The organism is Streptomyces sp. V4I8 (assembly GCF_041261225.1).
GTDB lineage: Bacteria > Actinomycetota > Actinomycetes > Streptomycetales > Streptomycetaceae > Streptomyces.
Genome location: NZ_JBGCCN010000001.1, coordinates 3365672 through 3381639 on the forward strand (window position 1 = coordinate 3365672; position 15968 = coordinate 3381639).

The 15968-nt window shown below is 69.7% G+C and carries 16 protein-coding genes; 4 read left to right on the forward strand and 12 right to left on the reverse strand.

Going from position 1 to position 15968, the window contains the following annotated elements; genetic code table 11:
- Positions 1-4: 4 nt before the first annotated feature.
- From ABIE67_RS15285 to ABIE67_RS15300, 4 genes are all read right to left on the reverse strand, one after another.
- A complete protein-coding gene (locus tag ABIE67_RS15285; protein ID WP_370257337.1) occupies positions 5-235 on the reverse strand; it encodes a hypothetical protein in 231 nt (76 codons plus the stop codon).
- A 381-nt stretch (positions 236-616) separates the two neighbouring features.
- Entirely contained in the window at positions 617-3847 is a 3231-nt protein-coding gene (locus ABIE67_RS15290) for an NACHT domain-containing protein (protein WP_370257341.1), read from the reverse strand.
- Complete coding sequence (locus tag ABIE67_RS15295) at positions 3844-3990, reverse strand: hypothetical protein (protein ID WP_370257344.1); 147 nt, start codon at positions 3988-3990, stop codon at positions 3844-3846. The genes ABIE67_RS15290 and ABIE67_RS15295 overlap by 4 nt, the downstream gene beginning before the upstream one ends.
- A 27-nt stretch (positions 3991-4017) precedes the next feature.
- A complete protein-coding gene (locus ABIE67_RS15300) occupies positions 4018-4164 on the reverse strand; it encodes a hypothetical protein (RefSeq protein ID WP_370257347.1) in 147 nt (48 codons plus the stop codon).
- Between the two features lie 188 nt (positions 4165-4352).
- On the opposite strand from ABIE67_RS15300, the gene ABIE67_RS15305 reads away from it, so the two are divergent.
- Positions 4353-4877, forward strand: coding sequence for a DUF3558 family protein (locus tag ABIE67_RS15305; protein WP_370257349.1), 525 nt, complete (start codon positions 4353-4355; stop codon positions 4875-4877).
- Positions 4878-4892: 15 nt separating this feature from the next.
- Here the strand turns inward: ABIE67_RS15305 and ABIE67_RS15310 are convergent, their stop codons facing one another.
- Complete coding sequence (locus tag ABIE67_RS15310; protein ID WP_370257352.1) at positions 4893-6257, reverse strand: WD40 repeat domain-containing protein; 1365 nt, start codon at positions 6255-6257, stop codon at positions 4893-4895.
- A gap of 183 nt (positions 6258-6440) precedes the next feature.
- Here ABIE67_RS15310 and ABIE67_RS15315 point away from each other — a divergent pair, with 183 nt between their 5' ends.
- Positions 6441-7238, forward strand: coding sequence for an intradiol ring-cleavage dioxygenase (locus tag ABIE67_RS15315; protein WP_370257354.1), 798 nt, complete (start codon positions 6441-6443; stop codon positions 7236-7238).
- Between the two features lie 82 nt (positions 7239-7320).
- Here ABIE67_RS15315 and ABIE67_RS15320 read toward each other — a convergent pair whose 3' ends face one another.
- Entirely contained in the window at positions 7321-7980 is a 660-nt protein-coding gene (locus ABIE67_RS15320; RefSeq protein WP_370257357.1) for a DUF4360 domain-containing protein, read from the reverse strand.
- Positions 7981-8498: 518 nt separating this feature from the next.
- On the opposite strand from ABIE67_RS15320, the gene ABIE67_RS15325 reads away from it, so the two are divergent.
- Positions 8499-8705, forward strand: a complete 207-nt coding sequence (locus ABIE67_RS15325) for a hypothetical protein (protein ID WP_370269693.1) — start codon at positions 8499-8501, stop codon at positions 8703-8705.
- Complete coding sequence (locus tag ABIE67_RS15330; RefSeq protein WP_370268623.1) at positions 8606-9055, forward strand: hypothetical protein; 450 nt, start codon at positions 8606-8608, stop codon at positions 9053-9055. Before ABIE67_RS15325 ends, ABIE67_RS15330 begins: the two co-directional genes overlap by 100 nt.
- A gap of 11 nt (positions 9056-9066) precedes the next feature.
- Here ABIE67_RS15330 and ABIE67_RS15335 read toward each other — a convergent pair whose 3' ends face one another.
- From ABIE67_RS15335 to ABIE67_RS15360, 6 genes are all read right to left on the reverse strand, one after another.
- Positions 9067-9981, reverse strand: a complete 915-nt coding sequence (locus ABIE67_RS15335; protein ID WP_370257360.1) for a sulfite exporter TauE/SafE family protein — start codon at positions 9979-9981, stop codon at positions 9067-9069.
- 146 nt (positions 9982-10127) lie between these two features.
- Complete coding sequence (locus ABIE67_RS15340; protein ID WP_370257362.1) at positions 10128-11645, reverse strand: alpha-N-arabinofuranosidase; 1518 nt, start codon at positions 11643-11645, stop codon at positions 10128-10130.
- Positions 11646-11749: 104 nt separating this feature from the next.
- Positions 11750-12691, reverse strand: a complete 942-nt coding sequence (locus ABIE67_RS15345) for an arabinan endo-1,5-alpha-L-arabinosidase (protein WP_370257364.1) — start codon at positions 12689-12691, stop codon at positions 11750-11752.
- Positions 12692-12717: 26 nt separating this feature from the next.
- Positions 12718-13572 carry a carbohydrate ABC transporter permease gene (locus ABIE67_RS15350; RefSeq protein ID WP_370257366.1) on the reverse strand — a complete coding sequence of 285 codons (855 nt, stop codon included), beginning with the start codon at positions 13570-13572 and terminating at the stop codon, positions 12718-12720.
- The gene (locus tag ABIE67_RS15355; RefSeq protein WP_370257368.1) at positions 13569-14510 is read right to left on the reverse strand and encodes a carbohydrate ABC transporter permease; all 942 of its coding nucleotides are present in this window, start codon (positions 14508-14510) and stop codon (positions 13569-13571) included. The genes ABIE67_RS15350 and ABIE67_RS15355 overlap by 4 nt, the downstream gene beginning before the upstream one ends.
- On the reverse strand, positions 14507-15862 hold the full coding sequence (locus ABIE67_RS15360; RefSeq protein ID WP_370257370.1) for an extracellular solute-binding protein: 1356 nt from the start codon (positions 15860-15862) through the stop codon (positions 14507-14509). The genes ABIE67_RS15355 and ABIE67_RS15360 overlap by 4 nt, the downstream gene beginning before the upstream one ends.
- Positions 15863-15968 lie beyond the last annotated feature (106 nt).

Consider the following 15968-nt stretch of genomic DNA (forward strand, 5'->3'; position numbering starts at 1 on the left):
TGCGTCAGTGAGCGGCAGCGTGCGCGTGCACGCCCAGCGCGACGCCCTCGGGCGAGACCGCGGCGAAGACGTCGGCGCAGGCAACGGCGGACACGGACTCGGAGAGACCGCCGACGACGCCACCGGAGAGGGTGCCCGCGAGACCGGCGGAGGCGCCGCCCGCCTGACCACCGGACACGTTGTCCAGGACAGCGTCGGCGATCTCGGCCGTTTCAACCTGAGAGGTGAAGCTCATAACCTGCGGTTCCCTTCGAGTGAACAGACTGCAAAACACGGCGATGGCTACCCGGTTCCCGGGCCGGAATCCATTCCGCCGCCTCCAGCCGTGCGCAGGATCAAAGCACGCCGAATGAGGATCCGGCCAGCCGTCCCATGACGGTGCCCGACGCATTCCGGCGACCGGCTTCACCGCTATGACCGCCGGGTCACCGAATACACCAACTTCTTCACGAGACCTGCCGCCTCACCGCGTACCTGACGGTTGCGGCCGGGTTTCCGAGGCGGACACTTCGGCGACAAGACGGCGCGCGCCGACAGCGAAGTGGTGGATGACCGGGCCCGGCATGAACTCCTGGCGCGCTGGTGTGGACGTTTGCCGGAGGTTCGGGCCCCACGCCTAGTGGGCCGCACCCTGATGGCATCGCAGCCGGTCGCCGAAGGCCTCCGCTCCCTCGATGTCGGCCCGCTCCGGGACATCGCCCCAGATGTCGAGTTGAAGGTCGGGCATGCCCTGCAGGTCCCTCAGGTCGAGCGCGGAACCGCCGGCCGCCAGCCCCAGTGCAAGCCGCCGCAGATGGGGGAAGGCACGGCTCAGCTGTCCGATGTCGGTGTGGTCCTGCAAGCCGGTGATCATCAGTCGGTCGATGCCCGGGAGCGGAGGCACAGGCCTCAGTTCGTGGAGGGAGTCGATTCCCAGCGCGATCCGGGTGAGCCGGGGCGCGCGGCGTACGGCCGCGAAGAGCCAGGACGGATTGGGGACATGTCCCCCGACCGACAGCGCCCGCAGATTCGGCCACTCCTCCAGGCGGAGGGCGAACCGTCCGATGCTTTCCATCCCCACCTCCAGCTGGCACAGGCCCGGAAGCGGCTCGACGAGGCCTCCCGCGACGGCTCCGGTCAGCCGGAGCGACGTCAGGTCGAGGTCCTGCAGTACGGAGAGATCGCGAATGTTCGTGCATTCCTGTAGGTCGAGGCTTCTCAGATCCACTCGACGCCGCAGGAAGGCGAGACTCTCGATCGCCTTGTTGGTCAGGATCGTCAAGGACTCGAGTTGCCGCAACGGGAGGTGGGCATCCAGCTCCCGCGACGGGTAGGAGCCTCTCACCGTGAGGCCTGTGACGGGCCCCAGACGAGGCAGTCGAACGAGCTGCGCCTGCTTCTGAACCAGCAGTTCGGGCAGATGGGCCCCCTCCAGCACCTCGCTGACGAACTCCTCCAGAGGGTGGAACTCCCAGGCCTTCGCGGCCTCACTGCGGATGAGCGGCTCAGGGTGGGACACGCACTGCCTCAGCTTCTGTCGCGCCTTCGCGGTGCGCACCCGGGCGAGGAGCTGCACCGTGGGCGGGGCTACGCGCTCACGCAGGTGTTCCCCGTCCGGCAGCAGCCCCACGACCCAGTCGCCCAAGCCCGCGAGGTCCTCCACCTCTTCGAGATCCCGTGGCGGCATGAGCGCCTCCACCCGGCCCTTCACCGCCTCCATCAGCTCCGGGTTCAGCGACTGGACGTTGGTCGCGCACCGCGCCGCCAGTACGTGGAGGGCGTACCGGTCCCTGTGGTGCTCGGCGGCATCCCCCAGGTCGACCAGCGTGTCGATGAGATGACGGGCGTCCGGACGTGCCGCGTGTCCGGCGGCCAGCACGATCACGTCCTGCCACGCCTCACTGCGGGCCTGCTTGAGGAGTTCCGGGAGATAGCCGCTCTCGTGGAACTCCTTGGCCGCCAGGAAGTCCTGGAAGGTGCGGTGGATGAACTGGATCGCGTCGTCCGCCCGTTCCTGGAGCAGTCCGCTGCGGTCGAGCAGGAAGCGCAGGATCTTCTCGGGCGATCCCTGTTCCTGGATACGAGGCATGTCCCTTATGGCGTGGTCCAGTTGCTGGAGGGCCTGCGCGTGCGTCATCTGCTGCTGCCCGGTTCGTACCAGCCAGATGGCCAGGCGCTGGAGCAGTGCGTGCTGTTCGTCGGAGTCCAGCCTGACGTGAGCGGCGTTGAGGACGCCTCGGCCCGCGTCCCGCCCGCCGAGAAGCATGGCGAGGGCGGCCCGGTAGAGCTGCCAGCGAGTGGTGGGCAGCAGACCGCGCCGGCGCCGGTGCAGGGCGCAGATCACGGCGCACAGCAGCGGGGTGCGGGCGAGGTCTCGCAGCGCGGCGTTCCGCTCCAGCTGGTGCACCAGATCCTGTTCCAGGGAGGTGAGGAGCTCGCATTCCTCGCTGCCGCGACGAGCGTCGTAGAAGTGGTCGCTTTCGAGGCGGGCGGCGTTGTGCCAGGCGTGCACGAAGGCGCGGATGTCGTCGTCGCTCATGGGCAGGAGGGTCAGCTCGGTGAAATGTTCCCCGCTGAGCCACTGCTTGCCGACCGCGTTGGGGCGCACGGTTGCCAGGCACCGTGTGCCGGGATAGCGGTCGAGGAGGGCGCAGAGCCATCGTCGGGCCTCCTCACGCTCCCCTGCCGGGACCTCGTCCAGGCCGTCCACCAGGAGGAGTCCACGACGTGCTTCCAGCACCCGATGGGCCCAGCCGTCGGGCTGGCCGTCGGTGATGACCCGCCCGGCGGAGAGGAGCTCCGACATGGTGGGGAAGCGTCCACCGCGTGCGTGCACCTCGCGCAGCGGGATGACGAAGGGGACGAGGCCGTTCAGTTCCGCGAGCTCGTCGCTCAGGGTGCCGTTCGCGGCATGGGCGGCGAGCCACCAGACGAGGGTTGTCTTGCCGGCCCCGGCCTCGCCGCGCAGCAGGGCGCGGGGCCGGTCGGTCAGCAGCATGTCGATCCGTTGGGCGCCGTCCAATGCCGGAGTGCGGGGCTGCGAGGCCGGGAACGAGGACAGGTACTGGACTGCCTCGGCCCGCAGGCTCAGATAGGCGGTGTCGAGATCCCAACGCGATTCGCTCCGGCCGAGCTCCTCGATTCCGAAGATCTCCGTCTTGCGGTACTGGGAGCTCAGATCCCGCGCGTACCGGGCCTCGAAGTGTTCGTCCTGGGGGTGGACCTCGGTGATCTCCTCCAGGCAGATGCGAGTGGGCCCGAAAACCTCCAGGGCCGCGACGTCCGCCATCGCGAACGCTTCGATCCTGAGGTGCCGGCGGCCCTGAGGCACCTGTGTCACCACGCCGAGCAGTACAGGGCCGGCGAAGACCGGAGCGCCGGACAGCCCCCGCAGGGGTGAGGTTGCCGAACCCCGCCCATCGACTGACGGTCGGTCGAGTTCGCAGGTGAGAGCGCCCTTCATCCGGCCGGCCATCGGCAGCACGCTCACGCTGTACTGGTCGTACTCCAGATCCTCGCCGCGCTCCCCGTAGCGCTGGATCTGGGGGAAACCGACGATCTGGCAGTACGGCAGCGGGGTCCCGGTGCCGACCTTGCCGATTCTGATACGGCCCAGGGGCGCGGCACACTCGGCGCTGATCACGTCCGTCGCCGCGATCAGCACTGCCATGTCGTGCGCCTTGTCCGCCCAACCGAGGTGACAGGGCACCGGTTTACCCGACGCCGGATGGATCACCTCGACGACATTGCTGTCCGCCACGACGTGCCACGCCGTGAGCACCTTCCGCCGGTCGAGCAGCACCCCGCTCCCCTGGATGCTGTCGCCCCACACCACGACAACCCGGCCCAGGGACCTCCCCCCGATCACCGCCCGTCACCACCTCCGCCGACCCCGGCCTGCGCCACCCAACCCCTCACCGTGACGCCGACTGCCGAACCAGCCGCCGTGATGATCAGCTGGTCCCTCACCGCCCGCACAGCGTCGGCCAGTTCGATCCGGTTGTCGGTCATGCACCCAACGTTAGAGAGCCAAGGGCACTAGCCGCCATCGCTTCGCGCGACCTTCCCCGCCCGGCACGTGCCGAACAGCCCCGCCCGGCGCAGGACGCCGACATGATGCCCGGCCGCGATCGGTGCGAGCGGAGCCCTGCCGTGCGCCCCCGCCCAGAACTGTCTCTGCGTCATCGGCTGGACCACGCCGCCCGGCTCCCTCTGACTCCGGGACCGGTCCCGGTACGGCGGCGTTAGCCTCCCGCACGTGACCCGAGCAGACGATCAGACATCCGCCACGCGACACCCTGGCCGGGCCCGGGCCATGGCTCTGGCCGCCGCCGTGCTTCTGGCCTCCTGTGCGGTGACCGCGTGCGGCGCCGGTGGGACGAGCGAAGCGGACCGGCACGCCACCCCGACCGCCCCAGCCACCCCGAGCAGCCCCACCGCCACCCCGACCGGTGCCGGGAAGCCGTCGAGCACCGGCGAGCGGCGGTCCGCTCACCCTCGCCGCGCTGTCCCGGCGCCCCTGCCTCGCGCTCGACGACGCGGACCTCCGCTCCGCCCGCCTGCGGATCTTCACCGACGGGACGGAGACGGACTACGACGCCAAGTCCTGCCAGTGGGGCGCGGGGGGCGGCCTGGTGTCCTTCACCCCGTACGCGTCGAAGGACCAGACGAAGGCCGCGGAGTTCAGCGATCTCACCAGGAGGAACATCAGCGGTAACCGCGCGCTGCTGGGCAGCGTCACGGAGCACGGCAGAACGATGTACGTCCTGCTCGTCTCCGTCGGGGGAAACCGGTCCTTCAGGCTCGACGTCCTCCCTGGGGAAGGGGACGCCCCCGCCTCGGACGGCCCGGCTCTGGCCACCGATTTCGCGAAGGCGATCCTGGCCCACCTCCGGTGAGGGCCGCGCGCCACGTCACGCCTGGCCACCGGCCTCCCCGGGCGCGAGGTGCCGGCCGAACATGACGAACGCGCCCCCTTGGTCGTCGTAAGTGTTGGGTACCACCCGGTACTCGGCGCCGAGCAGATGTCCGAGGTCCTCCCGGAACAGGACGGCTTCGATCAACCCCCGGTCGCGGGCGTGCCCGGAGCCGGCGAACCACAGTCCGACGATCTCGCCGTCACTGCCGCGCACCTTCGCGAAGTTGCCGCCGCCCTGGCGTGCCGGCGCCGCTCCGGGACGCTGCCCGGCGATCAGGTCGTCCTCGTCGAGCGGCGCCGAGATGAGCACGCGGCCGTCGTTTCCGGCGCTGGCCACCCGGGTCGTGCCGTCCGGGCAGGCGATGCCGACGACGTCGTTGATGGTCGCGCTGCCGAAGGAAGGGTTGCCGAACGCCGGGCCGTGCGAGTTGAACGCGGCGCCGAGCGCGGTCGGGTGTCGGGGGTCCCAGAGTTGGACCCCGCACTCACCGTATTCGCGGAACGCCGCGGCGATCACCGTCCGCCCGCCCAGCCGTACCGGTGCGAGCACCTCGTAGGGGGTGTCCAGCTCGCCCCGGGCGGTGCGCTCGCCGGACTTCACGTCCCACACCTCGATGCCGCGGCGAGAGGTGATCGCGAGCCGGGTGTCGAACGCCGTGAGCTCGCCACGGCCACCGCCGCCCAGCGAGAAGCGCCCTTTGCGCCAGCCGCGCCCGGCCGGCCCCCACACCTCCAGTCCGCCGCCGTACCGGGCAGCGGCGAAGCCCGCCCTCTCGTCGTCCAGGCGGACACCGACGAGCCGGTAGACCTGGTCGCCTATGTGGCCTTTCGGATGCGGCGGCTGCCGGAAGCCGAACACCTCCCGCCCGCTCGCCGGGTCCATCACCCGGACCGCCTTGGCATCGGCGACCACGACCAGCCGCCCCTCGCCCGGAACGACCGCCAGCGCCGACGCCCCCGTGTCGACGAGCCGCCGGGGTTCGTAGCCCGGTCGGCCCATGCGGTGCGGGTCCCACAACGTGACGCCGTCGGAGCCGCAGCACGCCAGCGCCCAGCCGTCGGCGCCGAGGTCGACCGCGGCGAGGTCCGCCACATGGACGCTGTCGACGGTGACCGGTCCGGCGACGTGCTCACCGGACCGGCCGTCCCACAGCAGCACGCCGCCCTCGGTGTCGCCGCTGGCCAGCAGCACGCCATCGGCGGTCGGCAGGGTGGCCAGGCGGTACACGATCGAGCTGTGCCCGCGCAGTTCGTGCTCGCCGCCGGGGCGGGTCGTGCTGCTCGGCTCGGGGCGTTGCGGCGGCGGTTGCCGAGGCACTGTCGAAGGCCTGCGCCGCCGGAACGGGTTGGGTAGCTTCATGCCCGTTTCCTAGCAGTGCTTCGACGGGACCGGTCCCGCACATCGCCCCGCCCCCGCCTTCGACCTGGGTCGAATCGTCGAGCGGTCCGGTCGAGGTGGCTTGTCCTGCAAGGAACTTGACGGAGGCTCACTTTGCACAACTGACAGCCCATCAACAGCATCGCTTCCTACGGTGCCGTGTCCATGACAGACACCCACTCGAGAGACATCTCCTCGAAAGACACAGCCAAGCCGTCCCCCACCACGATCGGTCGCCGCACCGTCCTGATCGCCACCGGCGCCACGGCCGCCTCCCTGGCCGTCACCGCCGCCGCACCCGAAGCCCCCACGGCCGAGGCGGCCCGAACGGCGCCCGTCGCCGCCGCGGCCGTCTGCACGCTCACGAAGGAGATGACCGAGGGCCCCTACTACCTCGACGGACAGCTCGTCCGGGCCGACGTCAGCGAGGACAAGACCGGCATCCCGCTGGAGCTCACCCTCACCGTCGTCGACGACAGCACCTGCGCTCCCCTGAGCAACGCCCTGGTGGAGATCTGGCACTGCGACGCCCTCGGCGAGTACTCCGGCTTCGTCGGCAACAACGGCCACGACGAGCCCGACAACGGCACGTTCCTGCGCGGCGGCGTGCTCACCGGGTCGGACGGCGTCGCGCGCATCACCAGCGTGTACCCGGGCTGGTACCGCGGCCGGTGCGTCCACATCCACGTCAAGGTGCACACCGACGTCACGCTCACCGCCGACGGCTCCTTCACCGGCGGCCAGGAACTCCACACCGGTCAGCTCTTCTTCGCCGAGACGATCACGACCCGCGTCGCCGCACTCGCCGCCTACGCCGCCAACACCGTCCCGCGCACCACCCTCGCCCAGGACGGCATCTACGACGACGGAGGCGCCGCGTCCGGGCTGCTCGCCCTGACCGCGCTGGGCAGCACGACCTCCGCCGGCTATGCGGGCACACTCACTCTGGGAGTGGACAGCTGACCCGATCCCGACGGGACAAGCGTCAGGCCGTGCCCGGCTTCGACAACCGGGCACGGCCTGACGTACGTGCGAGGGGGCGGGCCTACTTGCCCGGGCACTCCTTCCACGCCAGGTGGTACACCGTGCTGATGTCGCCGTCCGTCGAGTCCATGGTCATGAAGCTGACCTTGCTCGGCGAGGACGAGCCGAGGTTCACCCTCAGCTCGGTGTTGATGTTGAAGTTGCGCTGAACTCCACAGGGCGCCCAGACCAGTTGGGCCCAGTCGGTCTCGTCGGTGGCCTGCCAGTTGTCGTTGAGGGGGCCACTGTAGGGGTGGTTGCGGAACTGCGTGTTCGGTGAGCCCTGGAAGTAGTACGAGGCTCTCTGCATGGCGCTCGCGCCGGGCTGGAGGGCGGCGAAGCCGCGGTAGTCGGCGCTGGCGATGGCGTAGGTGAAGCCACCGGGGACGTGCACGACCAGGCTGAGCTGGCAGTTCTTGCGGAACGCCGTCGGATCGGAGTTGCCGCCGACCTGGGCGAGGTAGTCGCTGTAGGTCACGGTGAACGCGGTGTTGTCCTCGGAGACGGCGACGGCGGTGGTGCCCTGGGGACAGCCGGAGCCGTTCACCGTGGCGACCTTGATGACGATCTTGTCCGGCGGCGGGTCTTCGAACGCGGGGGCCGCCTGCGCGGGCAACGCCGCGGTGAGCAGAGCGGCGAGTGCGCCGCCGCTCAGCAGGAGTCGCAGGAGTCCACGTGCCATGGAGCTCTCCTTGGGGATGGGGGGTGGCTGCGCGCCCGGCCCGTGACCCACCTGTTGAATCCTTGAAGAAACAGTGGGGTTTCTGTGAAGGCCGGAGGCGTACGCATCGTAGGAGTTGCACGAGCGGCCTACAGGGGCCAACTCAAGCCATTTACAACACAGTTGAGCGATGCGTCCCCAGGTCGTTCACAGCCGCACATTAAGCCGTTCCTGAGATACGTCCCTGACTTCCTTCACATGACGGGAAACACAGAGCACAACGAACAGCGGTCCGGCCGGCACCGGCCGGACCACGGCGTCCGGCGTCGTCGCGTCCTGATCGCCGGCGGCGGTGTCGCCGTGGCGGGCGGCCTCGCGGCCGTCGGCATGGCGTCGGCCGACCCCGCCAGGAGACGGCCGGGGCGTCCACGCCGGCCGCCGCCTCGACCACCACGACCGACGCCACCGCCGGCGTCTGCGTCCTCAACACCGAGGTCACCGAGGTCACCGAGGGTCCGTACTCCCTCGACAGCGCCCTCGTGCGCGAGGACATCCGGGAGGACAAGGAGGGCTTCGAGGTCCGGTACACCTTCACCGTCGTCGACACCGCGATCGACTGCGCGCCGCTCGCGAACGCCTCGTCGAGATCTGGCACTGCGACCACCTCGGCGAGTACTCCGGCTTCGTCGGCGGCAACGGCCACCAGGAGGAGGACAACGGCACCTTCCTGCGCGGCGGCCGGATGACCGACGACAGCGGCCAGTGCGCCATCACGTCCATCCGGCCGGGGCACTACGTCTCACGCGCGGTCCACGTCCATATGCGGGTGCACACGGATGTGACGCTCACCGACGACTCGTACACAGGCGGCGGGGTCATTCACACCGGGCAGCTCTTCTTCGACCCGGACATCAACACGGAGATCCAGGCGACCTCGCCGTACTCGGAGAACACCACCCGCGAGACCCGGCTGGAGGACGACAGCATCTACGACGACGGGGGTGCCGCATCCGGTCTGCCGGCCCTGACGGCACTCGGCGACAGCGTGTCCGACGGCTACAAGGCGACCTTGACAGTGGGCGTCAGCACCTCCTGACACCCGGTCGGTCAGGTGCTGACGGGCTGCCGCTCCTCGACGGGCTCGGTCCCGGCCGCCTTCCCCTCCTTCAGGTGGGCGCGGATCGAGTACGTCAGGGCGGCGGCCCACAGCGCGTAGAGGGCGACGTACACCGCCCCGGCCGTCGCCCCGGAGACCGCGAGCCAGTCGCTGTTGAGCAGGGTGCGGACGTTGGTGACGAGGATGACGCCGCCCACCGCGGAGCCCAGCACCCGGGGCGGCAGGACGCGCACCAGCCAGGCGGCGACCGGGGCGGCGACCAGGCCGCCGGCGAGGAAGGCCGCGACCCACACGAAGTCGATGCCCTGCGAGCCCAGCGAGAACAGGAAGCCGAGGCTCGCGGCGACCGCGACCAGGAACTCACTGGTGTCGATCGAGCCGATGACCTTGCGCGGCTCCATCCGGCCGGAGGCGAGCAGGGCGGGCGTCCCGACCGGCCCCCAGCCCCCGCCGCCCGTCGCGTCCAGGAAGCCGGCGACCAGACCGAGCGGGGTCAGGAAACGGCGGCGCAGGGGCAGGCCCACGCGGTCCTTGGGCAGACCGCGGAAGGTGAAGCGGGACATGACGTACACGCCGAGGCCGAGCAGGATCAGGGACATCAGCGGTGCGGCCACGTCGGTGGACAGCTTCGACAGGACGGTCGCGCCGAGGAAGGCACCGACCGCGCCGGGCACGCCGATCTTCCCGACGACCTTCCAGTCGACGTTCCCGAAGCGCCAGTGCGAGGCGCCGGACATCAGCGTCGTACCGATCTCGGCGAGGTGGACCGTGGCCGAGGCGGCGGCCGGATTGGTGCCCAGCGCCAGCAGCAGCGTGGTCGAGGTCACCCCGTAGGCCATACCGAGGCTGCCGTCCACGAGCTGGGCCCCCAGGCCCGCGAGGGCGAGCAGTATCAGCGTGCGCATGCGGCCGGTCCCGTCTTTCCGAGATTTCCTACCGGGTTGGTAGGGATGGACGGGACCGGACTCTAGGGCATCTGACTGAGGGCAAGCTGTGCATGTCCGAGATGTGGGACTGGTGTCCGAGGTGTGGACCGCGGGCCTTGGTGACCTCAGCTCAGCCGGATCACGTTCCAGGACAGCGGTTCCAGTACGGCGGTGAGGCGGCCGTCCTCCAGCGCCGTGCCCTCGACCGGGTGCGGGGCGACCCGCTCGGGGTCGTCGACGGTGTTGCGGGCGTCCGGGTCCGCGTCCGCGAGGGCGCTGTGCTCGACGACCCGCGTCACGTCGAGGGCGTTGAGGGCGACCTCCAGGGGCAGCGCCTCGGTACGGCTGCGGTTGACCGCGAACACGGTGACCGTGCCGTCCTCGGCACGCACGGCGGTGGCGTGCAGCAGGTCGGCCTCGCCGTACTTCTTCGTCCCGTACGTCGGGGAGTCCACGCGGACGTCCAGGACCTGGCCGCGGCCGTACCGGGCGGCCTGCGCGAAGGGGAAGAACGTCGTCTGCCGCCAGGCCGCGCCGCCCGGCTCGGTCATGATCGGCGCGATCACGTTGACCAGCTGGGCGAGACAGGCGACGGTGACGCGGTCCGCGTGCCGCAGCAGCGCGATGAGGAGCGAGCCGAAGACGACGGCGTCGGTGACGCTGTAGTTGTCCTCCAGGAGGCGCGGGGCCTCGGGCCAGTCGTCCCGCTCGAACTCCTTCGCGCGCGCCTCCCACTCGGGCAGGTACCAGACGTTCCACTCGTCGAAGGAGAGGTTGATCTTCTTCTTCGACTTCAGCCTGGCGCCCACGTGGTCGGCGGTCGCGACGACGTTGTCGATGAAGGACTCCATGTCGACGGCGGAGGCGAGGAAGGAGTCGATGTCACCGTTCTCGGGCCAGTAGTAGGCGTGCAGGGAGACGTAGTCGACGAGGTCGTACGTCTCCTTGAGGACCGTCGCCTCCCACTCGGCGAAGGTCGGCATGGACTGACTGGAGGAGCCGCAGGCGACGAGTTCGACGCCGGGGTCGATCTGGCGCATGGCGCGGGCGGTCTCCGCGGCGATACGGCCGTACTCCTCGGCCGTCTTGTGGCCGGTCTGCCAGGGGCCGTCCATCTCGTTGCCCAGGCACCACAGCCTGATGCCGAAGGGGTCCTTGTCGCCGTGCGAGACCCGGAGGTCGGACAGGGCGGTGCCCTCGGCGTGGTTGGCGTACTCCTGGAGCTCCAGGGCCTCGGCGACGCCGCGCGTGCCGAGGTTCACGGCCATCATCGGCTCGGCCTGCGGGCCGACCTTGCGGAGGAAGTCGATGTACTCGGAGAGGCCGAAACGGTTGGTCTCGGTGGAGTGCCAGGCCAGGTCGAGGCGGCGGGGACGCTCCGCTGCCGGGCCGACCGAGTCCTCCCACTTGTAGCCGGAGACGAAGTTGCCGCCGGGGTAGCGGATGGCGGTGACGCCGAGTTCGCGGACCAGGTTCAGGACGTCCTGGCGCAGGCCCTTGTCGTCGGCCGTGGGGTGGTCGGGTTCGAAGATGCCGGTGTAGACGCAGCGGCCGAGGTGTTCCACGAAGCTGCCGAAGAGACGGGGGTTGACCTCGCCGATGGTGAAGGCGGGGTCGAGGGTGAAGCGGGCCGTTTCTTGCATGGTCGCCTTTCCAGAGGGGTGGTTCTTGTTTCGTTGGCGGCTGCGGGCCGGGGGCTTGTCGCGCCCGCGCGGCGGAGCCGCATATCGGACTCAGCCCCGCGCCCCTAACCGGCGATGGGCCAGCCGTTGGCTGTCCAGTGCAGTTTGTTCAGGCCCAGCTTGGGCGTGCCCTCGTCCTCTGCGTCGTAGTAGTGGTACGCCAGCCAGTCCTCGCCCCGGTCCCGGAACACCGACTGACCGCCCGTGCCGACATACCGCCCGTGGCCGGCCAGGAGCAGGTCTCCCCCGCCCTCCAGCAGCGGCTTGCCCGTGCTGTCGGTGTACGGGCCGGTCACGGAGGTGGACCTGCCCACCCTGATCCTGTACGTCGAGTTCACGCCCGCGCAGCACTGGTCGTACGACGCGAAGAGGTAGTAGTGGCGGCCGTGCTTCACGATGTACGGGCCCTCGACGGCGTACGGCGCGTCCGGCCTCGTCGCCAGGTGGTGGACCGTGGCGCCCGCCATCGCCTTGCCCGTTCTCGGGTTGAGTTCGACCATCCGGATGCCGGTCCAGTACGAGCCGAACGACATCCACAGCTTCCCGTCCGCCTTGATCAGCGCGGGGTCGATGGCGTTCCACTCGTCCGTCCGCTCGGAGGTGAAGACCTTGCCGTGGTCGGTCCAGGTACCGGGGAGGCCGGAGCGGGACGTCGCGACGCCGATCGCGGAGTGGTTCGTGCCCCAGGAGGAGACCGCGTAGTAGAGCCAGTATCTGCCGTGGCGGTAGGAGATGTCGGGGGCCCAGGGGTCGCCCGTGTCGTTGTACTCGTACCACCAGCTCGGCGGCTCGGCGAAGGCGTTGCCCTCGTCCGTCCAGTGCACGCGGTCCTTCGAGAGGCGGGCACCGAGGACGCCGCCGGTCGAGTAGGCCACGTACTGGCCGGACCTGAGCCTGATGACGGTCGGGTCGTGGATGATCCGCTGGCCGGTGATGGGCTGTGGGTCGGGGTAAGCCGTCGCCGCCTGCGCCGTGTTGGGGAGGAAGGCCAGGAGGAGCGCCGTCATCGCGGCCGTCACCGCTCTGCGCGCTCTCACTGTCCCGCCAGTCCCGTGTGGGCGACGCCCGCCACGATCTGCCGCTGGAAGAAGACGAAGACGATGATCAGCGGCAGGCCCGCCATCAGGCCGCCGGCCATGAGCTGGGCCCACTGGATGCCGTAGGAGTTCATGACGGTCGCGATGCCGTTCGGCATGGTCATCAGGTCGGGGTTGTTGGTCACCATGTAGGGCCACAGGAAGTTGTTCCACGACGCGATGAAGGTGAAGATGCCGACCGCCGCGAGGGACGGGCGGGCGAGCGGGACCACGATGGTGAAGAAGACGCGCCAGCGGCCCGCGCCGTCGATGAACGCGGCTTCCTCCAGCTCGCGCGGGATGCCCTGGAAGAACTTGTAGAGGATGTAGACCATCGCGGCGGGCGCGCACTGCGGCAGGATCATGCCCCAGTAGGTGTCGACCATCCCCATCTGCTGGACCGTGGTGAACAGGGGGACGCCGAGGACCGCCGGGGAGATCATCAGGCCCGCCATGACGACCGCCATGAGGACGCTCTTGCCGCGGAACTCGGTGCGGGCGAAGCCGTATCCGGCGAGGGCGCTCACCAGCAGGACGACGGACGTCACGCAGACCGACACCACCAGGGAGTTCACGAACCAGTTGGTGATGTTGCCGGTCTCGAAGAGGGCCGTCCACGCCTGGCCCGTCCAGTCCTTCGGGAGCCAGTGCGGGGGTACCTCCACCGCCTCGGTCTCCGACTTGAGCGAGGTGAACAGGCCCCAGGCGAACGGGGCGAGGAAGACGGCCGAGACGGCCGTGCCGAGGAGGGTGAGGATGATCTGGCTGGGGGTCCACGCCCTGCGGGGCTTCATCGGAACGGCGGTGGTCATCGGGCGCCCTCCTCACGGTTGCGCAGCAGCCACATCCTCGCGAGGGCGACGGCGGCGATGATCACGAAGAAGATGACGGAGATCGCGGAGGCGTAGCCCACGCGGTAGCTGGTGAAGCCCTCTTCGAGGGTGTACTGGACGAAGGTGCGGGTCGCGTTCTCCGGTCCGGGGCCGAAGTCCAGCATCACGACGGCCTGGTCGAAGACCTGGAGCGAGGCGAGGATCTGGAGCGCGATGACGAGCCCGGTGATGTTGCGGAGCATGGGGAGCGTGATGTGGACCATGCGGTGCCAGGCGTTCGCCCCGTCCAGCTTCGCGGCCTCGTAGAGGTGGTCCGGGATGGACTGGAGCGCGGCCAGGTAGAGCAGGAAGCTGAAGCCGACCGTCCACCAGAGCGTGGCGATGACGATGGCGAGCATGGCGTACGACTTGTCGGTGAGCCACGGGGTCTCGATGCCGAAGACGTGGTTGATCATTCCCGTGCCGGGGTTGAACAGCCACTGCCAGAGGTTGCCCGCGACGGTGGAGGGCAGCAGGAACGGGGCGAAGAAGCACAGTCGCCACAGCCATTTCCCGCGCTCGATGTGGTGGGCCAGCATCGCGAGGAGGAAGGCCATGACCGTGATGCAGGGCACGACCAGGACCGTGAAGTACGCGCTGTGGCCGAGGGCGTCCCACATCAGGGGGTCCTGGAGGGCCTCGCGGTAGTTGTCGAGGCCGACGAAGCTCGCGCCGTCGCCGGTGATGTTGGCGTCCGTGAAGCTGAGGTAGACGCCGCGCAGCAGCGGCCAGATCACGAAGAGCGCGAACAGGGCGAGGAAGGGGGCGACGAACCAGCCGCCGTGCTGGAAGCCCTGCCCACGGCGGAGGGTGGCGCTGTCGGCGGCGGTCTTCGCGCGTGCGGGTGCGATGAAGGTCTCTGTACTGGCGGTCGTCATGCGACGGCACCTCCCTGCGCGGCGGTCCTGCCGTCCATGGGGTTCTTCATCGCGAGCAGCGTGGTGAGCTCGCTCTTCATCCGGCGGGCGACGGTGTCCGGCTTGGCGGAGCCCAGCGTCGCGGAGACGACGACCGGGCCGACGCGCTGGGCGAGGATGCCGGTGGAGCCCGCGAACCACACCTTCGGCTCGGTGGCCTGGTGGTCCATGGCGGAGACGTACTCGCTCTGCGGCTGAAGCTTCTTGTACGCGGCCGTGGACAGGGTCGGCGTGTAGGCGGGGATGTGGCCGCCGGCCGCCCACTGCTGGGCGTGCGTGACCACGTACGCGGCGAGTCGGTGGGCGCCGTCGTTGGTGTCGCCGCCGCGGTCGGACTGGTGCGGCAGCACGAAGGCGTGCGACTCGGCGTGGGTGGCCTGTTCGCCGAAGACGGGTGGCAGCGGGGTCGCGCCGTAGTCGAGCCCGGCGCCGGAGAAGACCGGCACGGACCAGTTGCCCTCCCAGGCGAAGGGGGTGCCGTTGACGAACTGTTCGGCCCCGACGGTGCCGAGGCCGGGGTCGGCGTACCCGTCGGTGATGTGCCGGCGCAGGAACTCCAGGACCTGCGTGGCCTTGTCGGTGTCGAAGGTGACCTCGGTGTTGGCGGCGTCGAACCAGGTGCCGCCGAGCTGGGTGTAGAAGGCGACGAAGAACCACCACTGGAAGTTCTGGTCGTTGACCCACAGGCCGATGGTCTGGAGGCCCTTCCTGGTGGCCTTCTTGGCCTCCTTCAGCACGTCGAACCACTCGTCGGTCGAGGTGACCGGGATCATCCGGCCGTCGTCGCCGAGCAGCCCCGCCTTCCTCAGCACGTCCTTGCGGTAGAAGCAGAGCTGGACGTGGATGTCGAGGGGGAGGGCGTAGAGCTTGCCGTCGATGACGCCGCGCTTCCACAGGGAGGGGTTGTAGTCCTCCTCCCGTACGCCGTACTCGGCGAGCAGGTCGACGTCCCAGGGGTCCAGGAGCCGGCCCGGCGAGAAGCCGGTGACGCGGCCCATGTGCATCACGCCGAGGTCGGGTGCGCGGTTGCCGGCGGCGGCCATGGCCAGCTTGGTGTAGAAGGGGTTGCCCCACTGGAGGGTCGAGTCCTTCACGTCGATGTCGGGGTCGGCCGCACGGAAGGCGTCCAGCATCGCGATCATGTTGGCGCCGTCGCCGCCGCTGAAGAGGTTCCAGTACCGCACCCGTGTACGCGCACTGGAGGCGAGCGCGTCGGCGCCGGTGCCGAGCGCGGCGAAGCCGAAGCTGCCGGCCACCGCCAAGCCGCCTGCTGTGGCCAGAAGTTGCCTACGGTTCAGGCCAGGTCGTCCCATTCCCTGCCCTACTGTTCGAGATATCGAATTATGAACGTAACTTCGAACGGGACCGTAGGCGGCAAGCGCTTTCTAGTCAATGGGTCGTGCACGAATTCCGAGCGGC